Source organism: Ureibacillus sp. FSL K6-3587, assembly GCF_038593165.1.
GTDB classification, from domain to species: domain Bacteria; phylum Bacillota; class Bacilli; order Bacillales_A; family Planococcaceae; genus Ureibacillus; species Ureibacillus suwonensis.
This window is the reverse complement of sequence record NZ_CP151969.1, coordinates 52,357-76,159: the sequence shown is the minus strand read 5'-3', so window position 1 is coordinate 76,159 and position 23,803 is coordinate 52,357. Positions and strand designations below refer to the sequence as shown.

Below are 23,803 nucleotides of genomic sequence, written 5' to 3'. Positions count from 1 at the left end.
GTGGCCATAAACGCTGCAACATTTACAACAGCAGTCCAATCTTTATCAAACAGAAAAGAAATTTCCAATAATCAAACGCCAATGGAAGCACAGAAAAGCTTCGCCAATACATTAAAAGAAGCAATCGACAAAGTAAACGATTATCAAGTTCAATCAGATACACTAACAAATAAGTTAATTCAAGGCGAAAATGTTGAATTGCATGACGTGATGATAGCGGCTCAAAAGGCCAATATCACGTTGAATGCCACAGTTGAAATTCGCAATAAAGTGATTGAAGCATATCAAGAAATTATGCGAATGACTGTCTAATCTACGGTTACCGATGGAATATAAATTGTTAGTGTATTCACTAGTACCGGAGGATTTATAATGAATGATCGACTTAATAAAATAAAAACCGACACCGTTAACTTTTGGAAAAGTCGGACCAAACGACAAAAAGGTGCATTGATTGGAACATTAATCGGGGTTATTGCAATAGCAGCAATTATTACATACTTCTCGACTCGAACAAACATGGTTCCGCTATTTACCGAGCTGTCAGCACAAGAAACGGGAGAAATTGCGGAAATTTTAAGTTCACAAGGTGTTACATATGAAATTGCCCCCGGAGGAACAAACATATTGGTGCCAGAAGATCAAGTGGATGACATAAAAGTATCTTTGGCATCACAAGGCTACCCTGAATCTGGTGATATCAGTACGACATTCTTCACCGAAAATGCCGGTTTTGGCATGACGGATAACGAATTTAATGTCATCAAACAGGCCGCCCTTGAAACCGAGCTTGAAAACCTCATAAAAAAAATTGACGGCATCAAAGATGCAAATGTAATGATTTCCATGCCGGAAAAAGGGGTATTCATCACTTCCAATTCCGGGGATCAAAGCGCTTCTGCAGCCGTAGTTATACATACTGAACCGGGTCATAAGTTTACCGACGAACAAATAAAAACATTATATAATCTCGTAGCAAAAAGTGTTCCAAATTTAAGCACCGACAATATCACTATTTCCAACCAGTATTCCGAATATTACGATCTAGCATCCGAATCATCAGGAGGTTCCATCGATTCCGTTGAAGGTCAAATGAACGTGAAGAAGACGATTGAACGGGATTTGGAACGTCAAGTACATAAAATGCTCGGAACCATGATGGGGCAAGATAAAGTGGTTGTATCTGTCACAACCGATATCGATTTCAAGAAAGAAAATCGTGAAGAAAAATTGGTTGAGCCGGTGGACGAAGAGAATATGGCTGGTATCGAAATCAGTGCTCAACGTATTACAGAAACCTATTCCGGTATGGATGGAGCAACCGGAACACCGGAAATGGAAGATCCAACCGATAATGCGACAGGTTATCAAGAAGTGACAAATGGTAATGGCGACTACGAACGCATTGAAGAAACGATCAATAATGAAGTCAATCGCATTAACCGAGTTATCCAAGAAAGTCCATATAAAATTCGGGATATCGGTATCCAAGTCATGGTTGAACCACCTGTTCCAGAAGATCCAACCTCACTGTCAGATACTGTAGTTGATGATATAGAACAAATTTTGGCAACGATTGTCCGCACTTCAATCGATAAAGAAGCTGCTGGTGAATTGACTGATGAAGATATTGAAAACAAAATTGCAGTTTCAATTCAGCAGTTCTATGGCAATGATGAAACAAACATCGACGAGACGCCAGTGATTCCTTGGTGGATTTGGGTTGTTGGCGGAATTATGGTTGCAGCGATTATTCTCCTGGTTGTATACATAATTCGTTCGAGAAGAAGCATTGAAGATGAAGAAGAGGAACTATTTGAGCAGCAGGAAGATATTCTTGTGGATGATATCACGCAAGAAAAAGAAACAGAATTTACAGTTCGACGGAAGCAACTGGAAAAAATGGCAAAAGAAAAACCGGAAGACTTTGCAAAATTGTTGCGGACCTGGATTGCTGAAGATTAACGGATAGGGGGTTCGACTATTGTCTAAGAAAGAGAGAAGGTTAACTGGGAAACAAAAAGCTGCACTGCTGTTAATTTCATTGGGGCCGGAAGTATCCGCAAATGTTTACAAACATTTGTCGGAAGAAGAAATTGAACGGCTGACGTTAGAAATCTCAGCGGTGAAAAAAGTTGAACCTGAAGTGAAAGAACAGATCATTGAGGAGTTTCATAATATCGCTCTTGCTCAGGACTACATATCCCAAGGCGGTATCGGTTATGCAAAAACTATTTTGGAAAAGGCGTTAGGTCAAGAACAGGCGCAAAACATCATCAACCGATTGACATCATCATTGCAAGTAAGACCTTTCGACTTTGCACGAAAAGCCGATCCATCTCAAATCTTAAACTTTATACAAAATGAGCATCCGCAAACCATTGCACTCATTTTATCCTATTTGGAGCCGCAGCAAGCAGGTGTCATTCTTTCATCTTTGCCGCAAGAGCTGCAAGCGGATATCGCAAGAAGGATTGCCACAATGGAGTCAACATCGCCGGAGGTCATCAGTGAAATTGAATCAGTATTGGAAAGAAAATTGTCATCAACTTTCACTCAAGATTACTCGGAAACTGGCGGTATCGATGCTGTGGTTGAAGTGTTGAACGGTGTGGACCGGCAAACGGAAAAAACGATACTGGACGCTTTGGAAATCCAGGATCCGGAATTGGCCGAAGAAATCAAAAAACGCATGTTTGTATTTGAAGATATTGTGACGCTTGACAATCGTTCCATTCAACGGGTCATTCGCGAATGCGATAACGAGGACTTGCTGCTTGCAATGAAGGTAAGCAGTGATGAAGTGAAAGAAATTCTATTCCGCAATATGTCTCAACGCATGGCGGAAACATTCAAAGAAGAGTTGGAGATTATGGGGCCTGTCCGCCTGCGGGACGTAGAGGAAGCACAAACGAGAATTGTTTCCATTATCCGCCGTTTAGAAGAAGCGGGAGAAATCATTATTGCCCGTGGTGGAGGAGATGACGTCATTGTCTAAAATCATCCGTTCGAGCGAAGCGATAAAAAAGATAAACGGAGCGGTTCAAATTGAAATTCGTGATTTGTTTTCAAGACAGTTTGACACCGAGCCGGATGCAGGTGAAAAGGAACAATCCATCTCACTGGAGGAAGTGTATCAAGAGCGTGAGCGGATTCTTGCGGAAGTGAATCAGGAGTTAAATGCAAAAAGGGAAGAATTTGAACAATATCGCCAGACAAAACTGGAGGAAATCGAAAAATTAAAACAGCAATGGCAGGAAGAAAAGCTTCTTCTCCAAAAGGAAGCATATGATGAGGGATTCCAACAGGGTTATGAAGAAGGTATGAAAAAAGCGATGGCAGATATGGAAGATTCCCTGAAACTTGCAAATGAAACCGTTGCTAATGCACGCATCAATGCAGAAAAATATCTCAAAGAGCAGGAACATGTCATTTTAGATTTAGCACTGAAATCAGCGGAAAAAATTATCGGCGCATCCCTTGAACAGGATGAAGATCTATTTCTTTCAATTGTCCGTCGCGGATTGAAAGAAGCCCGTGAAAGTAAAGAGATCAAACTCTATATTTCGCCTAAATACTACCAATTAATCACGGATAATCGGGATGAGTTGGCGGTGATGTTCCCACCGGATATTCCGTTTTTAATCTTTGTCAATGAAGAAATGGATGATACGGATGGTTATATTGAAACAAACCATGGGCGCATCGTTTTATCGATTGATGAACAATTAAAAGAATTGCGATTGAAGCTGAGCGAAATCTTGGAAGGTAGGGACTGATTATATGAAAGCTGCTGACTTAATCGACCGTATACCTGCCATTGATACTTTTAAAAAATATGGGAAAGTGACGAGAGTCGTTGGATTGTTGATCGAGTCGCAAGGTCCGGAGTGTTCCATCAACGACGTTTGCAAAATACATGTGCGTACGAAAAACGGGAATGAAGTGATTTTGGCGGAAGTGGTCGGTTTCAAAGATGAGTATGTCATGCTGATGCCATTCACTTCTGTAAGGGAAATCTCCATTGGCTGTTTAGTGGAAGGAACAGGAAGTCCTTTGGAAGTGAAAGTGGGTCCCGAATTAATTGGAAAAGTGCTTGACTCGCTGGGCAATCCCTTTGATGGAAGTCAATTGCCCAGAGGACTCGTCTCTGTGCCTACGGAAAATGAACCTCCCAATCCGTTGAACCGCCCGCCCATTAGCCAACAGCTTGAGGTGGGAGTAAAAGCGATTGATGCCATGTTGACGGTAGGAAACGGGCAAAGGGTAGGGATTTTTGCAGGATCTGGAGTCGGGAAAAGTACCCTTCTTGGAATGATCGCACGAAACACAAGAGCGGATTTAAATGTGATCGCACTTATTGGCGAACGTGGAAGGGAAGTCCGGGAATTTATCGAACGGGACCTCGGGGAAGAAGGTTTAAAACGTTCGATTGTAGTTGCAGCAACCGGTGATCAGCCCGCATTGATGCGCATTAAAGGAGCATTTACCGCAACGGCCATTGCTGAATATTTCCGGGATCGGGGCCTGAATGTCATGTTGATGATGGACTCGGTTACCCGGGTTGCGATGGCGCAACGGGAAATTGGGTTGGCGACGGGGGAACCGCCTGCGCAGAAAGGGTATACCCCTTCCGTATTCTCCATTTTACCGAAGCTTCTTGAAAGAACAGGAACAAGCATGAAAGGCAGTATTACGGCATTTTACACGGTGCTTGTTGATGGAGATGATATGAACGAACCGATTGCCGATGCGGTGCGGGGCATATTGGATGGACACATTGTTTTGGACCGCGCCCTAGCAAACAAAGGTCAATACCCGGCCATTAACATACTGAAAAGCGTCAGCCGTCTGATGAATCATATCTCTTCAGAAGAGCACGTAAAGGCGGCCGAAAAAATCAGGGAATTATACTATACATACGCAAAATCGGAAGACTTAATCAACATAGGAGCTTATAAAAGAGGCACGTCGAGGGAAATTGACGAAGCCATCCACTATGAACCACTCATCACCCAATTTTTAAAGCAAGGATTCAAAGAAAAGGTGACACTGGATGAAAGTGTGAATGAACTCATTGCATTGGCGAACGGGGGTGGAAAATAATGGTTCAATTTACATATCGGTTCGAAAAAGTGTTAACGGTACGGGAACAGGAAAAAAAACAGGCGGAAGCTGTATATAATGAAGCGGTTCGGGATTTTGAAAAAGTGGCCACCCAATTATATGAATTATTAAAGAAAAAAGAAGAATTGATCAACTACCAAAATGAACGTTTACAAGAAGGTTTAACGATTGATGAAATCCATCACTATGGAAAATTTATCGATAGTCTGGAACATGCCATCGAAGACATGCAGAAAAAGGTCAATCAAGCCCGGGCAAAAATGCAATGGTATGAACAAAAATTAGTAGAAAAAAACTTGGAAGTACGTAAGTATGAAAAAATGCGCGAGAAGGAGTTCAGCGCGTTTCAAGAGGAACAAAACCGCAAAGAGGCCCAATATTTGGATGAGATTTCCTCCCTTATGTACAACAAGAAAACAATTTAGGTGATTTTATGGCGAAAGAAAGTAAAAAAATGAAAGTTGAAAAAACAAAAGATGATTTAGTAGAAGAAAAATCACCGGGGTTTTTTCAAAAATTATTCGCTTGGGTGATTATTCCACTTTTATTTGTGATAGCCATATTGCTGGTCATTGCACAATTTACGGATACAAATATTTTTGAAAAGGCTTCTGAAGTGTTGCCGAAAGATGAGGAAAAATCAGCCGACACAAAAGAGGTCGAGAAGAAAATAGTGGAATTGAATGCGGAAGTCCAAGAAAAAGAAGCCCAAATCGAGAAACTCCAGAGAGAGCTGGATGAAGCTTTGGCTGATAATGAAAATCAGAAAGCCATACAGGAACAATTAAAAAGAAGAATTGAAGAATTGGAAGCAGGGCAAGAAGAAGCAAGAAAAGATTTGAAAGAAATCGTAAATACATATGAAAAAATGTCTGCCAAAGATGTCGCGCCAATCATTGTGGAAATGAATGATGAACAGGCTTTGGAAATTTTGGCAAATATGAAGCCGGAAACGTTATCCGCTGTTCTGGCAAAAATGGATCCGAAAGAAGCTGCAAGATATACAGAAATGTTATCGAAGAGAAAATCAAGCGGTACTTAAATAAAATTTGAAAGGAGGTGAAAAGGGTATGTTGGGTGTAGGAATCCCCTTTGTTGCAGTTCAAGCAGTTTCGGGCAATTCCATCAATCATCAAATGGCCGTTTCTGGAAATAAGGGAAACTTCAGCAAGTTTGGAGAAGTTTTCAGCAAAATCGCCAATAATCAAACAGCAAAAATGGAAAATTCCGAAACGATCGGTCAAGAGGTCCAATCATTATTAAATGCCGATTCCATCGAGGAAGTTTTTGAATTGCTTGGAATCCCACATGACGAAGGATTATTGATGATCTCCCGGGATGAAGAAGATAAAATGCTTTCCATCGATGAATTATTGTCAAACTTCGATGACATTTTATCATTACTGAATCTTAATCTCCAACAGTTGAATGAAATGCTGCAAACACTAACAGGTTCTGAGGTTTCCGTCCAAAATGTTTGGGATTTTATTCAATATGTCAACGAAGACCCGAATATGGCTGAGAATATAATCGCCAATGTAAATGGGGACGGAAAAGGAACTCCAAACGGTGCAGTTCAATTTATTAAACTATTAAAATTATTGCAAGTAATTGGGGAAAAGTCGGATTTAATACTTGAACAGCCGGAGAGAATCAGCAATCTAAAATCCCTTTTGCAAGCAGTCGAAAATACGATATCAAAAGAAGTGACATCGACTTCGGGAAAAACGTCTTTGGAAGGTTTTCAACAAGTGGTGAAACAGGTGGAAACCAAAGTGGAAACTTCTTCCCCTTTCCCAAATGGGGCTTCAAATCATACTGCGGAAACACGTACAATCACAATCACTTTGCCGAATACGAATCAAGCTTCCCAAGCCGAATCGCTGGTAAAACAGATTGAGGCGTTGATTCAACGCAGTCAACTTTCCACTGTACAAGGGACAACGAAACTATTATTAAAACTTTATCCTGAAAATTTGGGTTCCATCCGTATTGAATTGATCCAAAGAGACGGTGTCATGTCAGCCAGACTGCTCACTTCAACATCCATCGGGAAAGAATTGCTGGACAGTCAGATCCATCAATTGAAACAGGCTTTTGTACAGCAAAATATTCAATTGGAACGGATTGAAATTTACCAAAGTTTGCAGGAAACAGATTTGAAAGACCACTTCTTTAACAATATGTTTAACGGCAAACAACAGTCTGATGAAGATGAAAAAGGTTCAAAAGACGAACAGGATGAAGAATCGGTTTCATTCAAAGATTTTCTAATCAATGAGGAGGTGTAGCAATTGGCGGATACTATAATCTCTGGGGATTATTATTTATCAAATGCGAAAAAAGCGGAAAAGAGAACAGGTAGCTCTGTCCTTGGCAAAGATGACTTTCTGAAAATATTGATCACTCAGTTGCAACACCAAGATCCGACAAACCCGGTGGACGATAAAGATTTTATTGCCCAAATGGCCCAATTTTCATCTTTGGAACAAATGCAAAACTTGACAAAAGTGATGGAAAGTTTGCTTGAATCCCAACAGGAAACACAATTGATGGCATACATAAATTTTGTAGGAAAAGAAGTAAAGTGGCATGAAATAACTGATGAGCTGGATGAAAAAGGATTGCCGATAATCAATGAAGGTCAAAGTGTAATTACCGAAATTAAATTTAAAAACGGCTCGCCTATATTTGTAACTGAAGATGGAAAAGAACTTGAAGCAGGCAACATTTCTTCCGTTGTTCAAAAGGATGGAGGAAAAACCGTTTCCGAAAATCCGCTGGTGGAAGCCAGCATGCTTATTGGTAAAACAGTAAAGTATCAAGATGAGAATGGAGATTATCATCAAGGGGTTATCGAAGCGGTTTCCACAAATAACCAGATTATCGAATATATTTTGAATAACCAAATCAGGTTAAAGAAAGAGCAATTTGAAATTGTGGATGAATAAGGCTGGTGATTCCATGCACCGTATCCAATTTCAGCATGTATCTTTGCAATCCTTTCATTTACAACAGAATGTTAAGCCAACGACAGAAAAAAAGGCGGCCAGCTTCAATGAGCAATTTGAAATAGCAAAAAATGAATTGAAAATAAGTAAACATGCCAATGAACGTCTTCGTGAACGAAATATACATATCTCTGAACAGGAATGGAAAAAGGTCACTGACAAAGTGAGGGAAGCGCGTTCCAAAGGTGTAAACCAACCGTTGGTATTGATGGAACAAGCGGCGTTGATCGTCAGTGCGAAAAATGGAACAGTTATCACAGTAATGGAACGGGATGAAGCAAAAGAGCAGTTGTTTACAAATATTGACGGCACGATTGTACTTTAAGGCAGGACCGTATCGGATGCCTTCGTTTGCGGACTGACAGAAGCAAACATCTAAATTCGAAAGGAGAACGATCAATATGTTACGTTCAATGTATTCAGCAATTTCCGGATTAAGAAACCATCAAACAAAATTAGATGTGATCGGGAACAATATTTCCAATGTCAACACCCATGGATTCAAGAAAAGCAGAACCATTTTTAAAGATTTGATATCCCAAAATATAAGCAATGCTTCCGGTGTAACAGAATCACGCGGGGGTACCAATCCAAAGCAAGTGGGGTTGGGAGCAACAATCGCAGCCATTGATACAATTCACTCTACAGGTTCCCTTCAATCCACAGCCCGCACTCTTGACTTGGCCATCAATGGGGATGGATATTTCCAAGTGGCGGATAGTGTTCCAGGGTTAAACGGATTTACAGACATCAAATATACAAGAGCAGGAAACTTCTATTTGGATAAAAACGGATATCTCGTGAATATGGATGGGAAATATCTAGTCGGATATGAAGCAACTACATATTTAACGGGGGCAAGTGATCAATTTCTTGATGCAGATGGAGTGGCAAAAGCTAACCCAACCAACCGATTGACTGTAAATGAAGGAAAAATTTATAATGGCACAACTCCGGTAGTGATCACATTGAGTGGTGCGAATCCTCCTAGCGGAGAACTTCAAATAAATTTATCTACAAATGAGCTTTATTTTGTCGATGCCAATGGCAAGCAATATACCCTTGTGAACGGAACTCAAGTAAAGGATGAAAGTAATAATATTCTCACGATTAACACGGTAACAGGATTAGCCGGTACAGGAACAATTTCTTTAGGTAATCTCATCAATAATTTCCAAGGATATACAGCGGAATTGACCGGCTATAAACCAATCAGAATTCCGACAACAGCGCAAAGGATGTCAATCGGCCAAGACGGTATAATCAACTTTGTGGATAAAAATGGTGCATTAATGGTTGCGGGTAAAATTCAATTGGCGAAATTCTCGAACACAGGCGGCCTTGAAAAAGTTGGAAGCAACTATTATCAGGAAACCTCAAACTCCGGTGCTCCTTTGCGTGGTTTTGCAACAGAAGACGGAATTGGCTCTATTGAATCCGGATTCCTGGAAATGTCCAATGTGGACCTTTCCGAAGAATTTACGGAAATGATTGTCGCCCAACGCGGTTTCCAGGCGAACGCCCGTATCATTACAACTTCTGAACAAATTCTGGAAGAACTAATTAACTTAAAACGATAATGAATATTCTTGTAATTGGTTCATCATTTTAAAGAAAAGGAGGGTCGGGCCGGCTCTTTCCTACCCGGCCCTATTTTCAATGATTCAATTAACCAGATTGAATGGAAAAACTTTTTCCTTAAACGCTTTATACATAGAAACAGTCGAATCTTTTCCGGATACGACAATCACACTGACGAATGGGCGTAAATACATTGTAAAAGAAACTGAAGAAGAAGTGAGGAAAAGAGTGACGGAGTTTTACCGCACGATTCAAGTGCTTTCTAACCCCCATCTACGAGGTGACGAAGATGAAGAATAATAAATTATTGACGGTAATGCTGATCATTTTAGTATCGATAACGTTAATCGGGGTTGTGCTGTTTGTCGTTTTGACACAATTAAATAAACAATCGGCAACCCTGGAACCTAGCATTGATGATATATTGGAATGCAGTGTGGATGTGCCTGAAATCACTACCAATTTGGCGGATGGAAAATTCATTCGCATTGAATTGAAAATCCAGACGGACAGCAAAAATGCTGCAAAAGAACTTGAGAAACGGAACTTCCAAACCAACAATATCATTATTGAAGAGCTGTCTGAATTGACAGAGGAAAACTTAAAAGGAAAAGAAGGGAAAATCCTTTTGGAATCCACAATCAAAGCCCGATTAAATGAATTGATGCAAGAGGGTGAAGTGCAACAAGTATATATTACCTCCTACATCATTCAGTAAAGAAACTTGTTGAAATGGAGGTGGACCAATGTCAGGTGATATATTATCCCAATCAGAAATAGATGCGCTGCTTTCGGCGCTTTCTGCAGGGGAAATGTCAGCGGATGAAATGAAAAAAGAGGAAGAGAAGAAAAAAGTCAAAGTATATGATTTCAAGCGCGCCCTTCGTTTTTCAAAGGATCAAATCCGGAGTTTGACACGGATTCATGAAAACTTTGCGCGATTATTAACAACGTTCTTCTCTGCTCAGCTCAGAACATATGTACAAATATCTGTAGCTTCGGTTGATCAAATACCTTTTGAAGAATTTGTTCGATCCATCCCGAATATGACGTTAATCAATGTGTTCGAAGTGCCTCCTTTGGATGGCAATATCTTGATGGAGATCAATCCGAACATTGCTTATTCCATGTTGGATCGACTCATGGGTGGCAGCGGGTCAAGTTATTCGAATGTGGATAATTTGACAGAGATTGAACAAAGAATTATGACCAACCTTTTTGAGCGGGCCTTTGAAAATTTAAGGGAAGCTTGGGAAAATATTGTGGAAATCGATCCAATGCTTGTTGAACTTGAAGTGAATCCACAATTTTTACAAATGATTTCGCCGAATGAGACGGTGATCGTCATTACGATGAACTCCATCATTGGCGACACATCCGGGATGATCAATATTTGCATTCCGCATGTTGTATTGGAACCAATTGTACATAATTTATCGGTGCAATATTGGATGCAATCAAATGCAAAAGAGCCGACGGAAGCGCAAAAGAAGGCGCTTGAAACGAAAGTGAAACAATCCGACTTGGAGCTCATTGTTGAACTCGGCACATCTTCGATTACAATCGAAGAATTTTTGACGATGGGTATCGGGGATGTCATCCAACTTGATAAAAAAATTAACGAGCCATTGATTCTTAAGATCGGTGATATTCCAAAATTTACAGTACAGCCAGGAAAATTGAAGAAAAAGATGGCAGTTCAAATTATTGAGTCGTTGAATGGAGGAGAAGAAGATGAATGACGATATGCTCTCCCAAGAAGAAATCGATGCCCTATTGCGGGGGGAAACATTGGAAGTTAATTCGAATTCCGCTTCCAATGATAGCTTGAATGTTGAAGATTATTTAACGGATTTAGAACGGGATGCTTTAGGGGAACTTGGAAATATTTCATTCGGCAGTTCGGCGACTGCATTGTCTGCATTGTTGGGACAAAAAGTGGAGATAACAACCCCTGTCGTGTCAGTCATCAATCGCAGTAATTTGGAGCAGGAATTCCCACACCCTTACGTAGCTGTCCAAGTGGAATATACAGCCGGATTAAGCGGTGCGAATTTATTGGTGATCAAGCAATCCGATGCGGCGATTATCGCGGATTTGATGCTTGGGGGCGACGGACGCAATCCGAGCCCGGATCTGGGAGAAATTCAATTGAGCGCCGTACAGGAAGCGATGAACCAAATGATGGGTTCAGCCGCCACATCGATGTCGACGGTATTTAATCAAAAAGTTGATATTTCGCCACCTTCCCTTGCGTTATTGAATATTAAAGAAAATGAAGGGGAAGAGAATATTCCTGATGATGAAATTTTAGTGAAAGTTTCATTCAGGCTGCTTATCGGTGATTTGGTGGATTCCACCATCATGGAATTATTGCCGTTGGAATTTGGCAAAAAACTTGTGAACTCGTTGCTCGCTCAAAACGAAGCACAAAAAGCTTCCGAAGCGAATGTGCAGTCAGAACCGATGCAACAAGTTGCAGCGCAAATGCCGCAAACTGGTGCAGTGCAATTGGAACAACCGGCCCAACCAACCCGGCATGTACAGCAACCTGCCTATGAGCAGCATGCTGCAACCGTTCAGGAAATGCCAAGTTTCACTAATTTTTCCCAACCAAAACAGCCCGTTAATGTGAATGTACAACAAGCCGAATTTACAACTTTTGAACCACCAAAAATGACGGAATCGGAAGCACGCAATTTAAACATGTTGCTTGATATTCCATTACAGGTTACAGTTGAATTGGGACGCACTAAACATTCTGTCAGAGAGATACTGCAATTGACTTCAGGTTCAATTATTGAATTGAATCGCCTTGCTGGTGAGCCAGTCGATATATTGGTAAATAACCGGCTTATTGCAAAAGGGGAAGTTGTAGTGATCGATGAAAATTTTGGTGTGAGAATTACAGATATCATCAGTCAAACTGAGCGCATCAATAATTTAAGATGAAAAATGGAGGAGTCTTAACTATGTCAAAAAAAATTTTAATTGTTGACGATGCAGCATTTATGCGCATGATGATTAAAGATATTTTATTGAAAAACGGCTATGAAATTGTCGGCGAGGCTTCAGATGGGATACAGGCGGTGGAAAAATACCTTGAATTGCATCCTGATTTGGTAACGATGGATATTACAATGCCGGAAATGGATGGAATTACGGCATTGAAAAAGATTAAAGAAATTGATCCCAATGCGGTTGTCATCATGTGTTCCGCAATGGGACAGCAAGCAATGGTAATTGATGCCATTCAAGCGGGCGCAAAAGACTTTATCGTTAAGCCTTTCCAAGCAGATCGGGTAATCGAAGCCATAAAAAAAGCAATAGGTTGATTGGAAAGATGAAAAGATTTTGTAAAAAAGTTTATATTGCAATCATAATGTTTTCTATTTTCTTTTTAACTGTTCCTGCACATATCACTTTTGCCGATCAAAAAAATGAAATGGTCGACAATAATTATTTGCAAAACCCCGAACTTCAAACAGACAATTCTACAGCTGTCAAAGAACCGGCAGCTGTAGGACTGACAGCCTGGGATTATATAAAAATGCTTCTAGCCCTTATTTTTGTGCTGGTTTTGTTGGTTTGGGTTTTAAAATTCATTAATAAGAAAAGCGCACATTTTCAGCAGAATAATATCGTACGGAGTTTAGGGGGGATTTCCCTCGGTTCTCAAAAATCCGTTCAAATTTTGCAAATCGGTGACACGTTATATGTTGTCGGTGTGGGGGAAAATGTGGAGCTTCTTAAAGAAATCAACGATTCGGATGAAATTGAAAAATTATTAAGTTATTACAACGAAAAACAAACTATCACAGCGGGTACACCTTACATTACGGAATTGGTGCAAAAGTTGAAGGGACATTCGAAAAAAAGCGGCGATGAATCTGACCATAACTTTGGAAACCTGTTGAATCAGCGCTTATCGGAGATTAAAAAGGTGCGTCGCGATGAACTCGAAAAATGGAAGGAAAAGGAGCACGATAAATAATGGAACAATTTATCTCATTCTTTTCTGATTCAGATCCAACGAATGTCTCCACTTCTGTGAAATTGTTGCTGTTATTGACGGTGCTGTCGCTTGCACCAAGTATTTTGATTTTAATGACTTCGTTTACGCGTATCGTCATTGTACTGTCTTTCACGCGTACCGCCCTGGCGACGAACCAAACGCCGCCCAACCAAGTGATTATTGGGTTGGCATTATTTTTAACATTCTTTATTATGGCTCCGACCTTCCAACAAGTGAATGAAGAAGCGTTGCAACCGCTTTTCAATGAAGAAATAGGCCTGGAAGAAGCTTACGAGCGGGCAAGCGTTCCTTTCAAAGATTTTATGGCGAAACATACCAGACAACAGGACTTGGAATTATTTTTGCAATACAGTCAAGCGGAAAGGCCCCAAACCGTCGAGGAAATACCTTTGACCATATTGGTGCCCGCATATGCCTTGAGCGAATTGAAAACGGCCTTCCAGATGGGATTCATGATATTCATACCTTTCATTGTGATAGATATGGTCGTGGCAAGCGTCCTTATGTCCATGGGGATGATGATGTTGCCGCCGGTAATGATTTCATTGCCATTTAAAATACTATTATTTGTACTGGTAGACGGATGGTATTTGGTAGTTAAATCTTTACTCCAAAGTTTCTAGGAGATGATACTCAATGTCACAATTAACAGTCATTCAAATAGCCGAGCAAGCTGTGTGGGTTGTCCTTTTAGTTGCGGGTCCTCTCATGTTGGTTGCTTTAATTACAGGGCTCATTATCAGCATTTTTCAGGCGACGACATCCATTCAAGAACAAACATTGGCTTTCGCTCCGAAAATTATAGCGGTATTGGTGGCCATCGTATTTTTTGGACCTTGGATGGTGTCCAGAATGTCAAACTACTTTGTTGATATTTTGAGCAACTTGACACGATACATAGGGTGACATGAATGCTGGAGATCATACCGCAATTTTCCGTGTTACTACTAATGTTTGTCAGAGTATCTGCATTTTTTGTTACAGTCCCCTTTTTTTCATATCGTACAATACCCGTACAAGTGAAGATTATTTTGGCTTTGATGCTTGCTTGGATGATGTACTACACAGTTCCTGCAGAGGCCATACCAATCGACGGAAATTATTTTTTGTTGATTATGAAAGAAGCGATGATTGGTCTTATTATTGGTTTAGCTGCTGCCATCATTATTTCTATCGTTCAAATTGCCGGCGGTTTTATAGATTTTGAAATGGGGTTTGCCATGGCGAATATCGTCGATCCGCTTACCGGTGTGCAAAGTCCGATGATGGGGCAATTTTTTTACTTTTTGATTTTATACATATTGATTGCTACCAACGGTCACCACCTGATTTTGGACGGTATTTATTATAGTTATCAGTTTATTCCGATTGAAGGTTATCCCAATTTTGGAGATGCCGGTATGGCGGAATTTTCAATGAAGCTCATCGCTGTGGTTTTTTCAGTGGCATTTCAAATGTCCGCCCCTTTGGTTGCATCATTATTTTTGGTGACCCTTGCCCTTGGGATTACCGGAAAAACCGTTCCGCAATTGAATATTTTTGTGATCGGTTTCCCCTTAAAAATTATTGTGGGCTTTCTTATTTTATTTATCTCGATGGGGATCATGATAGAAGTGATGCAGAAGGTGGTTCAATTAATGATTACGGTAATGCGTGAATTCATGCAACTTTTAGGTGGTGCTTAATTTGAAGCTACTTCTTCCATTGGACATACAATATTTTGCCGGCGAAAAAACGGAAAAAGCAACACCGAAGAAACGCAGGGATGCCAGAAAAAAAGGGCAAGTTGTAAAAAGCCAGGATCTTTCATCGGCGATTCTTTTTTTGGTCCTTTTTCTTTTTCTCGTCTTTATGGCACCAATCATGTTCAAGGGGTTTGTTTCCTTTTTCAATGAATCTATCGAGAAATACATATTGTTTGATAATATCACTGCCGATACGGTGATGAACATATATGTTGATTCTTTGTCGGAATTGGCTGTTATTTTGTTGCCGGTGATGGCGGTAGCAATGATTGTGGCCATGTTCTCAAACTTTTTGCAGTTCGGTTTTTTATTTACAACAGAAACGATGAAATTGGATTTGAAAAAGATAGATCCGATAAAAGGAATAAAAAAAATCATCTCATTAAGGGCCATCGTGAATCTGATCAAGTCGTTATTAAAAGTTGCGTTTATCGGTTCTGTAACCGGGATGATTATTTGGATGAATTTGGATGATGTGTTGTCCCTGTCATTTCATAGCCCTTGGGATACGCTGACAACGGTCGCAAAGCTTGCCGCGATGATGGGAATTGCAAGTGCCATTGCATTGCTTATCATAGCAATTTTGGATTACATATATGAAAAATTCGAGTATGAAAAACAATTGAGGATGTCGAAACAGGACATTAAAGACGAGTATAAAAATATGGAAGGGGACCCGCTCATCAAATCAAAAATAAAGCAACGGCAGAGGGAAATGGCAATGCGGCGGATGATGCAGGAAGTTCCGAAAGCGGATGTCGTCATTACCAACCCAACCCATTATGCGGTTGCCTTGAGATATGATGATGGGTCAATGGATGCTCCTAAAGTCGTAGCAAAAGGTGCGGACTTTGTTGCTCAAAAAATAAAAATGATTGCAAAAGAAAATGATATTGTAATGGTCGAAAACAGACCATTGGCAAGGGCTCTTTACGATCAAGTGGAAATAGGCGAAGAAGTGCCGGAAGAATTTTTCAAAGCGGTGGCTGAAATTTTAGCTTATGTTTATCGAATTAAACGCAAAATTTAGTTTGCAGGAGGGAAAAGGATGAAATTTCGCGACTTGGGAGTATTAGCTTTTATCATAGTGATAGTAGCGATGCTCGTAATCCCTCTACCAACATGGTTGCTGAGTTTTTTAATCATTATTAATATTACGCTTTCATTGATTGTATTGCTTACGGCAATGAATATGAAAGAAGCCTTGGAATTTGCGATTTTCCCCTCCATTATTTTGATCTTGACACTGTTCCGGTTAGGAATCAGTATTTCAACAACCCGTGCCATTCTCTCCCAAGGGGATGCGGGTGACGTTATTGAAACATTCGGGGAATTCGTGACAGGCGGTAATATTTTAGTCGGTTTAGTTATTTTCATGCTGCTTGTCATCGTGAACTTTATCGTCATTACGAAAGGTTCGGAGCGGGTGGCGGAAGTTGCGGCGCGATTCACGTTAGATGCGATGCCCGGGAAGCAGATGAGTATTGATGCGGATTTGAATGCAGGGCTCATATCGGAAAAAGAAGCACGGGAACGACGGGATAAAGTTGCCAAGGAAGCGGATTTTTACGGAGCGATGGACGGTGCGACGAAATTCGTTAAAGGTGATGCCATTGCCTCCATCATTTTGGTTTTTATCAACTTAATCTTTGGTTTGATTATAGGAATGCTTCAATTAGGATATTCATTCTCTGATGCGGCAAACCACTTCTCCAAATTGACTGTCGGTGACGGCCTCGTTGCCCAAATTCCTGCCCTTCTTGTATCAACGTCGACAGGTCTTGTTGTGACGCGTGCAGCCAGCGATGGAAACCTGGGAGAAGATATTATAAAACAATTATTTTCCCAATCGAAGTTGCTTTATGTGGCGGCTGGATCCATTTTCCTGCTCGGTCTTTTCACGACAATCCCTGATTGGATCACAATTCCGATTGCCGGGATGCTCGCCATTGGAGCATATTTGATGAGCCGCAAGAAAGAAGAAGATCCGGAAGAACTGTTGGAAATGGAAGAAGAACAAGTGACCGATACAATGAAAAGTCCAGAAAATGTGGTCAATTTATTAAATGTGGACCCGATAGAGTTTGAATTTGGTTACGGTCTGATCCCCCTTGTGGATGCGCAACAGGGAGGGGATTTGCTTGACCGGGTGGTGATGATCCGTCGCCAGCTTGCATTGGAATTGGGACTTGTGATTCCGGTAGTGCGTATCCGGGACAATATCCAATTACAACCAAACGAATATCGCATAAAAATAAAGGGTAATGAAATGGCAAGAGGAGAGCTGCTGTTGGATCATTATCTGGCTATGAGTCCTGGTGGGGACGATTCAATTGAAGGTATAGATACAATCGAACCATCCTTCGGCCTTCCTGCCAAATGGATCACAGAAGAAGTGAAGGAAGAAGCCGAAATGTTGGGATATACAGTTGTCGATCCTCCAAGTGTCGTGTCCACTCACTTGACGGAAGTCATTCGAGCAAATGCGCATGAACTTTTAGGTCGCCAGGAAACAAAACAGTTGATCGACCATTTGCGGGAAACGCATGCCATTTTGGTGGATGAATTGACGCCAACCCCATTATCGATTGGTGAAATTCAAAAGGTATTAGCGAAGTTATTAAAGGAAAACGTATCGATACGCAACTTGCCGGTCATTTTTGAAACATTGGCGGATTATGCAAAGTTGACGAGCGATAGCGATGTGCTGACAGAATATGTTAGACAAGCCCTTGCCCGACAGATTACAAGGCAATATGTACAGGACGGTTCACAATTGAAAGTAATCACCGTTCCTGCGAAAGTGGAAAAAATGATTGCTGACAGTATTCAGCAAACGGAACATGGAAATTACTTGGCGATGGATCCGCACAATTCGCAAACAGTACTTGAATCCATCGCAAAAGAAGTGGAAAGAGTATCTTATATGGAACAAACGCCAATCATCTTATGTTCACCGGGAATTAGAATGTATTTAAGACAATTGACGGAGCGATATTTCCCGCAAATTCCGATATTGTCCTATAACGAATTGGATGCCAATGTTGAAATCCAAAGTGTTGGGGTGGTGACTGTTGAATGAAAATGAAAAAATATATCGCGCCTTCCATTAATGAAGCGATGAAACAAGTGCGTGCCGATTTGGGGGAAGAAGCTGTCATCATCAGTTCGAAAGTGGTTGTAAAAAAGAAGTTTTTTGGGTTGATCCGACAGAAAAATTTCGAAGTGTTGGCCGGCATTGATGAAGTGGAGCCGCCAACATTCGCCGTCCAAGAACAAAAGCAGTTACAGCCGATAGTCCCGAAACATGATGAGCTGCCTAATGATGGAAATGTTTCAGAGTTGAAGGAAGAAATCGTCAGTTTAAAAGAAATGCTGAAATCCATGAAGCAAGACACAATACAAGCTTCCATACCTGAAGAGCTGAAACCATTCATCGAATATTTGAAACGTCAAGAGCTTAATAATGAGCTCATCACGGACATTTGTGATGGGCTTTTTGCACATGTGAATCAATCAAAAGAAATTTCCCGACAGGAAATGGTTGAAATTGCAAAAAATGTGCTGAAAAAGGAGCTCTCCCCCCTTTCAATCGGCGGAATATCTTATGACAAGAAGTATGTATGTGTGTTGGGACCGACAGGGGTGGGGAAAACGACGACGATTGCAAAAATGGCGGCACGCTCTGTATTGGAGAAAAAGAAAAAGGTCGGCTTTATTACGACGGATACTTATCGGATCGCCGCAATCGAACAATTAAAAACCTACGCGAATTTGCTGCAAGCGCCGGTTGAAGTCGTTTATAACCTGAATGATTACAGGGAAGCGATCAGGAAATTTGCCAACCTGGATTTGGTGTTTATTGATACCGCGGGACGAAACTATAAAGAAACGAAATATGTGAATGAATTGAAAAAGCTGATTTCTTTTGATGATGAAGTCGAATCTTATTTGGTATTATCATTGACTGCCAAAGAAAAAGATATTGAAACAATTATTGAACAATTTAGTGAATTTCCAATTGAAAAATTCATTTTCACTAAGACGGATGAAACAAATTCTATTGGCGCGATGTATAATTTAATGATTAAATATAAGAAAGGACTTGCTTACTATACTACTGGTCAAGAAGTACCAGAAGATATTGAAGAAGCGACCATAGAAAAATTATTGGAAATGCTTTTCCAAGGTGAATTCAAATGAGAGATCAAGCAGAAAAATTGAGGTTGAAAATGTTGGAAAGCCAAGGGGCATTGGGGCGATCGATTGCGGTTGTCAGTGGAAAAGGCGGAGTTGGAAAAAGCAATTTCACGACGAACTTTGCCATTAATTTAGCAAAATTGGGAAAAAAAGTGGTTATTTTGGATATGGATCTTGGCATGGCCAATGTTCATATTTTAATTGGGAAACAAGCACCATATCATTTGAAGGATTATTTGGAAGGACGCGTTTCGTTCACGGACATTATTTTCAGAGGCCCGGAAAATATCCACTACATTTCCGGCGGTTCCGGCTTTTCTTCGGTTGTTGAATGGTCGGAAGAGATGTTTGAGGCATTTATTCACGGCTTTGAAGAATTGCAGAAAAGTTATGATTTTATTTTATTTGATATGGGAGCCGGGGCATCGAATTGGTCGTTGGATATCGTTACATCCATTGATGAAGTCATTGTCGTCACAACGGCGGAACCTACCGCAATCACAGATGCCTATTCAATGATGAAATTCATTCACTTAAAAGAACCGAACAAAACTTTCTATCTATTATGTAATCGGGTTTTTTCGAATGAAGAAGGAAAAGAAGCGCTGCAAAGATTAAAAAACACGATGATGAAATTTTTATCAAAAGAAGTCGTGATACTTGGTTGGCTTCCGGAAGATGGAACCGTTCGGAAAGCGGTGATTGAACAAGTTCCTTTTTCCATTTCATATCCTAATGCACAAATATCCATATCATTGCAAGAAATAGTCAATCGTTTCATTCATAACAAATTTGGAGAAAAGGTTCCTCTTCCTTCCAACTCATTCTTATCCAGATTAAAACGTATTTTCTCGAAAGGTCGTGGTTAATTGGTACCTTCGAAAAAACATAAGTTATTAATTGTGGATGACTCGGCATTTATGAGAAAAATGATCAGCGATTTCTTTAAAGATCATCCAACCATTGAAGTGATTGACACAGCGAGAAACGGGAAAGATGCCATCGAAAAAATTCAACAATTAAAACCGGATGTAGTGACAATGGATGTTGAAATGCCTGAACTGAATGGGCTGGAAACTCTTAAATGCATCATGGATATTTCACCGGTTCCGGTTGTCATGTTGTCAAGTTTTACAGAAAATGGGGCAAAACAAACGATGCTCGCGATGGAATACGGTGCTGTTGATTTCGTGACAAAACCCGGTGGCACGATTTCCCTTGATATACATAAAGTAAAGGACGAACTTATCCATAAAGTGGAACTTGCCGCAAAAGTGCCGATAGAAAAATTGAGAAAACATGGCAGTTCCATCAAATATTCTTACATAAAAAACATGCCCCGGGGGACATCCGCCGGCATCAGCGAAAAACAGACCGTGACGGAAAGCAATCGAAGTATCCATCCGGTTCAAACAAAATGGAGTAAAACTTCCGAAAAAATAGTCTTAATCGGAACTTCGACAGGTGGGCCAAGAGCCTTGCAACAAGTGATTACAAAATTGCCTAAAGCTTTCCCTGCGCCCATATTGATTGTTCAACATATGCCACCGGGTTTTACAAAGTCGCTTGCAGAAAGATTGAACCATATCAGTTATGTCCAGGTGAAGGAAGCGGAACAGGGAGAAAAGGTTGAGGCTGGAACAGCATATATTGCGCCTGGCGGATTTCATTTAAAAATGAAAAAGGTTGGTTCCCATTATGAAATCGTGCTGGATGATAAGGAACCGCCAAGAGCAGGACATCGACCGAGCGTGGATGTGTTGTTTGAAAATATCAGCCAATTCGAGGAACTGGATAAAATCGCCGTCATCATGACAGGAATGGGCAATGACGGATCTAAAGGTTTAATGGCATTAAAGAGAACCGGAAATGTGATCGCCATTGCGGAATCAGCGGAAACTTGCATTGTTTTTGGTATGCCAAAAGCTGCCATCGAAACGCAATTTGTCGATGAAGTAGTGAATGTGGATGAAATTGCGGAGACCATGTTGAAATATTTGTCGTAAAGGGAGTGTGTTCGAATGGAAATGAATCAGCAATATTTAGATATGTTTATTGAAGAAAGCAAAGAACATTTGCAAAATTGCAGCGATCTATTATTGGATTTGGAAAAAAATCCGGGTGACTTATCCATCGTCAATGAGATTTTCCGCTCTGCCCATACTTTAAAAGGAATGGCCGCTACGATGGGATTTGAAGATTTGGCCGATTTGACACATAAAATGGAAAACGTGTTGGACGCCATTCGGAATGAAAAAATTACCGTTGATTCGAATTTGTTGGATGTTGTTTTTGAATCAGTGGATCATTTGGAAGCAATGATTACGGATATTGCCAATGGCGGCGATGGGAAACGGGATGTATCCGGAATTGTATCAAAACTAAAAGATATTGAAGCTGGCAAAAGCATTCCTTCGAGCACTCCTACGGAGCAGGAAGTTGCTGCGGATGTGGCGGTGGAAGAAACAGCGCCTGGCCGTTACTTAATCTATGATGAATATGATATTACCGTATTGAAACAATCGAAGGAACAAGGGTTCAACACTTATGAAATTTCCGTTTCCCTTCGGCCTGATTGCCTGTTAAAGGCAGCGCGGGTCTTTATGGTATTCCAAGTATTGGAGAAAAGCGGGGAAGTCATAAAATCTTTCCCAACGGTAGAGAAGCTGGAAGAAGAACAATTCGACCAAAACTTCCAAGTGGCCTTCATCACGAAAGATTCTCCGGAAGAAATCAAAAAGAAAATCAGCAAAGTTTCAGAGATTGAGAATGTTGTCGTGGTGCCATTGACTGATGCAATGGTGAAAGAGGCAAGTAAAGAAGAGATTGCTTCCAAAGAACAGCAACAAAAAGAGTTGGAGAAATCCAGTCCAGTGCCGAAACAAGAGAAAAAAGAAGTAGCTGCAAAGAAAGATTCAAGTGCATCCAAACAAAGTGCTCACTCCAAAACGATTCGCGTAAGCATTGAACGACTTGATATCTTAATGAACTTATTTGAAGAATTGGTCATTGATCGCGGACGATTGCAGTCGATTGCGGCAGATGTGAAACAATCCGAATTGACGGAAACAGTTGAACGGATGAGCCGTACAATGGGCGATTTGCAAAACATCGTGCTGACAATGCGCATGATTCCAATCGAAACCGTCTTTAACCGATTCCCTAAAATGGTCCGTTCCTTATCCCGCGAGTTGAATAAAAAAATCCGGTTGGAAATTATCGGTGCCGAAACGGAACTGGACCGTACCGTCATCGATGAAATCGGTGATCCGTTAGTCCACCTGATCCGCAACTCTGTCGACCATGGTATCGAAAGTCCGGAAGCAAGAAGAGCAAAAGGAAAACCGGAAGAAGGCTCGGTTACTTTAAGGGCATACCATAGCGGAAATTATGTCTTTATTGAGATTGAAGATGATGGAGCCGGAATCAATAAAGAGAAAGTGTTGAGAAAGGCGATCGAGCGAGGAATTGTTTCAAAAGAAGCGGCTCTTACGCTCACAGACAAACAGATCAATGAACTCATTTTTGAATCTGGATTCTCAACGGCCGATAAAATCACGGATGTTTCAGGACGAGGCGTTGGTCTGGATGTTGTGAAAACGACGATCCAATCTCTTGGCGGCAGCATTTCCATTGAATCGCAACAAGATGTCGGTTCGAAATTCTCTATTCAATTGCCTTTAACTTTATCAATTATTTCCGTCATGTTGGTAGAAATAGAGAAAGAAATTTATGCAATTCCATTATCATCCATTATTGAAACATCCATCATTAAAAAATCGGATATTTTAAATGCCCATAATCAAAAAGTCATCGATTTCCGTGGAAAAGTCGTGCCGCTCATTTACTTGGATGAAGTCTTTGAGGTGCCGCGCAGCGAAGCTTGTGATGATGAATATCAATCCGTTGTCATCGTAAGAAAAGGCGATAAAATGGCAGGTTTGGTGGTTGATTCATTCATCGGCCAACAGGAAATCGTATTGAAATCATTGGGCAATTATTTGAAAAATATTTTTGCGATTTCCGGTGCAACAATTTTAGGAAACGGTCAAGTGGCATTAATCATCGATATCAATGCGTTAATGAAATAATTGAATGAAATG

At 40.7% G+C, this 23,803-nt stretch carries 26 protein-coding genes; all 26 read left to right on the top strand.

The window, feature by feature from the left end; translation table 11 throughout:
* The 26 genes from fliE to NSS77_RS00260 all read left to right on the top strand — a co-directional run bounded on the left by fliE (position 1) and on the right by NSS77_RS00260 (position 23,791).
* Positions 1–312, top strand: coding sequence for a flagellar hook-basal body complex protein FliE (gene fliE / locus NSS77_RS00385; RefSeq protein ID WP_342469877.1), 312 nt, complete (start codon positions 1–3; stop codon positions 310–312).
* A gap of 60 nt (positions 313–372) precedes the next feature.
* Entirely contained in the window at positions 373–1,965 is a 1,593-nt protein-coding gene (fliF, locus tag NSS77_RS00380; RefSeq protein ID WP_342469876.1) for a flagellar basal-body MS-ring/collar protein FliF, read from the top strand.
* A gap of 19 nt (positions 1,966–1,984) precedes the next feature.
* A complete protein-coding gene (gene fliG / locus NSS77_RS00375; RefSeq protein WP_342469875.1) occupies positions 1,985–2,998 on the top strand; it encodes a flagellar motor switch protein FliG in 1,014 nt (337 codons plus the stop codon).
* Positions 2,982–3,779, top strand: coding sequence for a flagellar assembly protein FliH (gene fliH, locus NSS77_RS00370; RefSeq protein ID WP_342469874.1), 798 nt, complete (start codon positions 2,982–2,984; stop codon positions 3,777–3,779). Before fliG ends, fliH begins: the two co-directional genes overlap by 17 nt.
* A gap of 4 nt (positions 3,780–3,783) precedes the next feature.
* Positions 3,784–5,106: a flagellar protein export ATPase FliI gene (fliI, locus tag NSS77_RS00365; RefSeq protein WP_342469873.1), complete on the top strand. Its 1,323-nt coding sequence runs from the start codon at positions 3,784–3,786 to the stop codon at positions 5,104–5,106.
* On the top strand, positions 5,106–5,552 hold the full coding sequence (fliJ, locus tag NSS77_RS00360; protein ID WP_342469872.1) for a flagellar export protein FliJ: 447 nt from the start codon (positions 5,106–5,108) through the stop codon (positions 5,550–5,552). Before fliI ends, fliJ begins: the two co-directional genes overlap by 1 nt.
* Before the next feature lie 29 nt (positions 5,553–5,581).
* The gene (locus tag NSS77_RS00355; RefSeq protein WP_342469871.1) at positions 5,582–6,169 is read left to right on the top strand and encodes a MotE family protein; all 588 of its coding nucleotides are present in this window, start codon (positions 5,582–5,584) and stop codon (positions 6,167–6,169) included.
* A gap of 28 nt (positions 6,170–6,197) precedes the next feature.
* Positions 6,198–7,418 (top strand): flagellar hook-length control protein FliK, encoded by a 1,221-nt coding sequence (locus NSS77_RS00350; protein WP_342469870.1) that lies wholly within the window; start codon positions 6,198–6,200, stop codon positions 7,416–7,418.
* Between the two features lie 3 nt (positions 7,419–7,421).
* Complete coding sequence (flgD, locus tag NSS77_RS00345) at positions 7,422–8,078, top strand: flagellar hook assembly protein FlgD (protein ID WP_342469869.1); 657 nt, start codon at positions 7,422–7,424, stop codon at positions 8,076–8,078.
* Positions 8,071–8,463, top strand: a complete 393-nt coding sequence (locus NSS77_RS00340; protein ID WP_342471320.1) for a TIGR02530 family flagellar biosynthesis protein — start codon at positions 8,071–8,073, stop codon at positions 8,461–8,463. Before flgD ends, NSS77_RS00340 begins: the two co-directional genes overlap by 8 nt.
* 76 nt (positions 8,464–8,539) lie before the next feature.
* The gene (locus NSS77_RS00335; RefSeq protein ID WP_342469868.1) at positions 8,540–9,718 is read left to right on the top strand and encodes a flagellar hook-basal body complex protein; all 1,179 of its coding nucleotides are present in this window, start codon (positions 8,540–8,542) and stop codon (positions 9,716–9,718) included.
* Positions 9,719–9,797: 79 nt separating this feature from the next.
* Positions 9,798–10,019, top strand: a complete 222-nt coding sequence (locus NSS77_RS00330) for a flagellar FlbD family protein (RefSeq protein ID WP_342469867.1) — start codon at positions 9,798–9,800, stop codon at positions 10,017–10,019.
* On the top strand, positions 10,009–10,437 hold the full coding sequence (gene fliL, locus NSS77_RS00325; protein WP_342469866.1) for a flagellar basal body-associated protein FliL: 429 nt from the start codon (positions 10,009–10,011) through the stop codon (positions 10,435–10,437). The genes NSS77_RS00330 and fliL overlap by 11 nt, the downstream gene beginning before the upstream one ends.
* 28 nt (positions 10,438–10,465) lie before the next feature.
* Positions 10,466–11,461, top strand: coding sequence for a flagellar motor switch protein FliM (gene fliM / locus NSS77_RS00320; RefSeq protein ID WP_342469865.1), 996 nt, complete (start codon positions 10,466–10,468; stop codon positions 11,459–11,461).
* Entirely contained in the window at positions 11,454–12,671 is a 1,218-nt protein-coding gene (gene fliY, locus NSS77_RS00315) for a flagellar motor switch phosphatase FliY (RefSeq protein ID WP_342469864.1), read from the top strand. The genes fliM and fliY overlap by 8 nt, the downstream gene beginning before the upstream one ends.
* 20 nt (positions 12,672–12,691) lie before the next feature.
* Positions 12,692–13,054 (top strand): response regulator, encoded by a 363-nt coding sequence (locus NSS77_RS00310; protein ID WP_342469863.1) that lies wholly within the window; start codon positions 12,692–12,694, stop codon positions 13,052–13,054.
* 8 nt (positions 13,055–13,062) lie between these two features.
* Positions 13,063–13,713 carry a flagellar biosynthetic protein FliO gene (locus tag NSS77_RS00305; RefSeq protein WP_342469862.1) on the top strand — a complete coding sequence of 217 codons (651 nt, stop codon included), beginning with the start codon at positions 13,063–13,065 and terminating at the stop codon, positions 13,711–13,713.
* Entirely contained in the window at positions 13,713–14,378 is a 666-nt protein-coding gene (gene fliP, locus NSS77_RS00300) for a flagellar type III secretion system pore protein FliP (RefSeq protein WP_342469861.1), read from the top strand. Before NSS77_RS00305 ends, fliP begins: the two co-directional genes overlap by 1 nt.
* Positions 14,379–14,391: 13 nt before the next feature.
* Positions 14,392–14,661: a flagellar biosynthesis protein FliQ gene (gene fliQ, locus NSS77_RS00295; RefSeq protein WP_342469860.1), complete on the top strand. Its 270-nt coding sequence runs from the start codon at positions 14,392–14,394 to the stop codon at positions 14,659–14,661.
* Between the two features lie 5 nt (positions 14,662–14,666).
* On the top strand, positions 14,667–15,440 hold the full coding sequence (fliR, locus tag NSS77_RS00290; RefSeq protein WP_342469859.1) for a flagellar biosynthetic protein FliR: 774 nt from the start codon (positions 14,667–14,669) through the stop codon (positions 15,438–15,440).
* A 1-nt stretch (position 15,441) separates the two neighbouring features.
* Positions 15,442–16,530: a flagellar biosynthesis protein FlhB gene (flhB, locus tag NSS77_RS00285; protein WP_342469858.1), complete on the top strand. Its 1,089-nt coding sequence runs from the start codon at positions 15,442–15,444 to the stop codon at positions 16,528–16,530.
* Positions 16,531–16,548: 18 nt separating this feature from the next.
* A complete protein-coding gene (gene flhA / locus NSS77_RS00280) occupies positions 16,549–18,582 on the top strand; it encodes a flagellar biosynthesis protein FlhA (protein ID WP_342469856.1) in 2,034 nt (677 codons plus the stop codon).
* Positions 18,579–19,703 carry a flagellar biosynthesis protein FlhF gene (flhF, locus tag NSS77_RS00275; protein ID WP_342469855.1) on the top strand — a complete coding sequence of 375 codons (1,125 nt, stop codon included), beginning with the start codon at positions 18,579–18,581 and terminating at the stop codon, positions 19,701–19,703. The genes flhA and flhF overlap by 4 nt, the downstream gene beginning before the upstream one ends.
* The gene (locus NSS77_RS00270; protein WP_342469854.1) at positions 19,700–20,569 is read left to right on the top strand and encodes a MinD/ParA family protein; all 870 of its coding nucleotides are present in this window, start codon (positions 19,700–19,702) and stop codon (positions 20,567–20,569) included. Before flhF ends, NSS77_RS00270 begins: the two co-directional genes overlap by 4 nt.
* Positions 20,570–21,706 (top strand): chemotaxis response regulator protein-glutamate methylesterase, encoded by a 1,137-nt coding sequence (locus NSS77_RS00265; protein ID WP_342469853.1) that lies wholly within the window; start codon positions 20,570–20,572, stop codon positions 21,704–21,706.
* A gap of 15 nt (positions 21,707–21,721) precedes the next feature.
* Positions 21,722–23,791, top strand: a complete 2,070-nt coding sequence (locus tag NSS77_RS00260) for a chemotaxis protein CheA (RefSeq protein ID WP_342469852.1) — start codon at positions 21,722–21,724, stop codon at positions 23,789–23,791.
* Positions 23,792–23,803 lie beyond the last annotated feature (12 nt).

Bases quoted from the DNA above. Each gene is read 5' to 3' on its own strand.
- fliF (WP_342469876.1), top strand. From the start codon at position 373: ATGAATGATCGACTTAATAAAATAAAAACCGACACCGTTAACTTTTGG.
- fliH (WP_342469874.1), top strand. From the start codon at position 2,982: ATGACGTCATTGTCTAAAATCATCCGTTCGAGCGAAGCGATAAAAAAG.
- fliI (WP_342469873.1), top strand. From the start codon at position 3,784: ATGAAAGCTGCTGACTTAATCGACCGTATACCTGCCATTGATACTTTT.
- fliJ (WP_342469872.1), top strand. From the start codon at position 5,106: ATGGTTCAATTTACATATCGGTTCGAAAAAGTGTTAACGGTACGGGAA.
- NSS77_RS00355 (WP_342469871.1), top strand. From the start codon at position 5,582: ATGAAAGTTGAAAAAACAAAAGATGATTTAGTAGAAGAAAAATCACCG.
- NSS77_RS00350 (WP_342469870.1), top strand. From the start codon at position 6,198: ATGTTGGGTGTAGGAATCCCCTTTGTTGCAGTTCAAGCAGTTTCGGGC.
- NSS77_RS00340 (WP_342471320.1), top strand. From the start codon at position 8,071: ATGAATAAGGCTGGTGATTCCATGCACCGTATCCAATTTCAGCATGTA.
- NSS77_RS00335 (WP_342469868.1), top strand. From the start codon at position 8,540: ATGTTACGTTCAATGTATTCAGCAATTTCCGGATTAAGAAACCATCAA.
- NSS77_RS00330 (WP_342469867.1), top strand. From the start codon at position 9,798: ATGATTCAATTAACCAGATTGAATGGAAAAACTTTTTCCTTAAACGCT.
- fliL (WP_342469866.1), top strand. From the start codon at position 10,009: ATGAAGAATAATAAATTATTGACGGTAATGCTGATCATTTTAGTATCG.
- fliM (WP_342469865.1), top strand. From the start codon at position 10,466: ATGTCAGGTGATATATTATCCCAATCAGAAATAGATGCGCTGCTTTCG.
- fliY (WP_342469864.1), top strand. From the start codon at position 11,454: ATGAATGACGATATGCTCTCCCAAGAAGAAATCGATGCCCTATTGCGG.
- NSS77_RS00310 (WP_342469863.1), top strand. From the start codon at position 12,692: ATGTCAAAAAAAATTTTAATTGTTGACGATGCAGCATTTATGCGCATG.
- NSS77_RS00305 (WP_342469862.1), top strand. From the start codon at position 13,063: ATGAAAAGATTTTGTAAAAAAGTTTATATTGCAATCATAATGTTTTCT.
- fliP (WP_342469861.1), top strand. From the start codon at position 13,713: ATGGAACAATTTATCTCATTCTTTTCTGATTCAGATCCAACGAATGTC.
- fliQ (WP_342469860.1), top strand. From the start codon at position 14,392: ATGTCACAATTAACAGTCATTCAAATAGCCGAGCAAGCTGTGTGGGTT.
- fliR (WP_342469859.1), top strand. From the start codon at position 14,667: ATGCTGGAGATCATACCGCAATTTTCCGTGTTACTACTAATGTTTGTC.
- flhA (WP_342469856.1), top strand. From the start codon at position 16,549: ATGAAATTTCGCGACTTGGGAGTATTAGCTTTTATCATAGTGATAGTA.
- flhF (WP_342469855.1), top strand. From the start codon at position 18,579: ATGAAAATGAAAAAATATATCGCGCCTTCCATTAATGAAGCGATGAAA.
- NSS77_RS00270 (WP_342469854.1), top strand. From the start codon at position 19,700: ATGAGAGATCAAGCAGAAAAATTGAGGTTGAAAATGTTGGAAAGCCAA.
- NSS77_RS00260 (WP_342469852.1), top strand. From the start codon at position 21,722: ATGGAAATGAATCAGCAATATTTAGATATGTTTATTGAAGAAAGCAAA.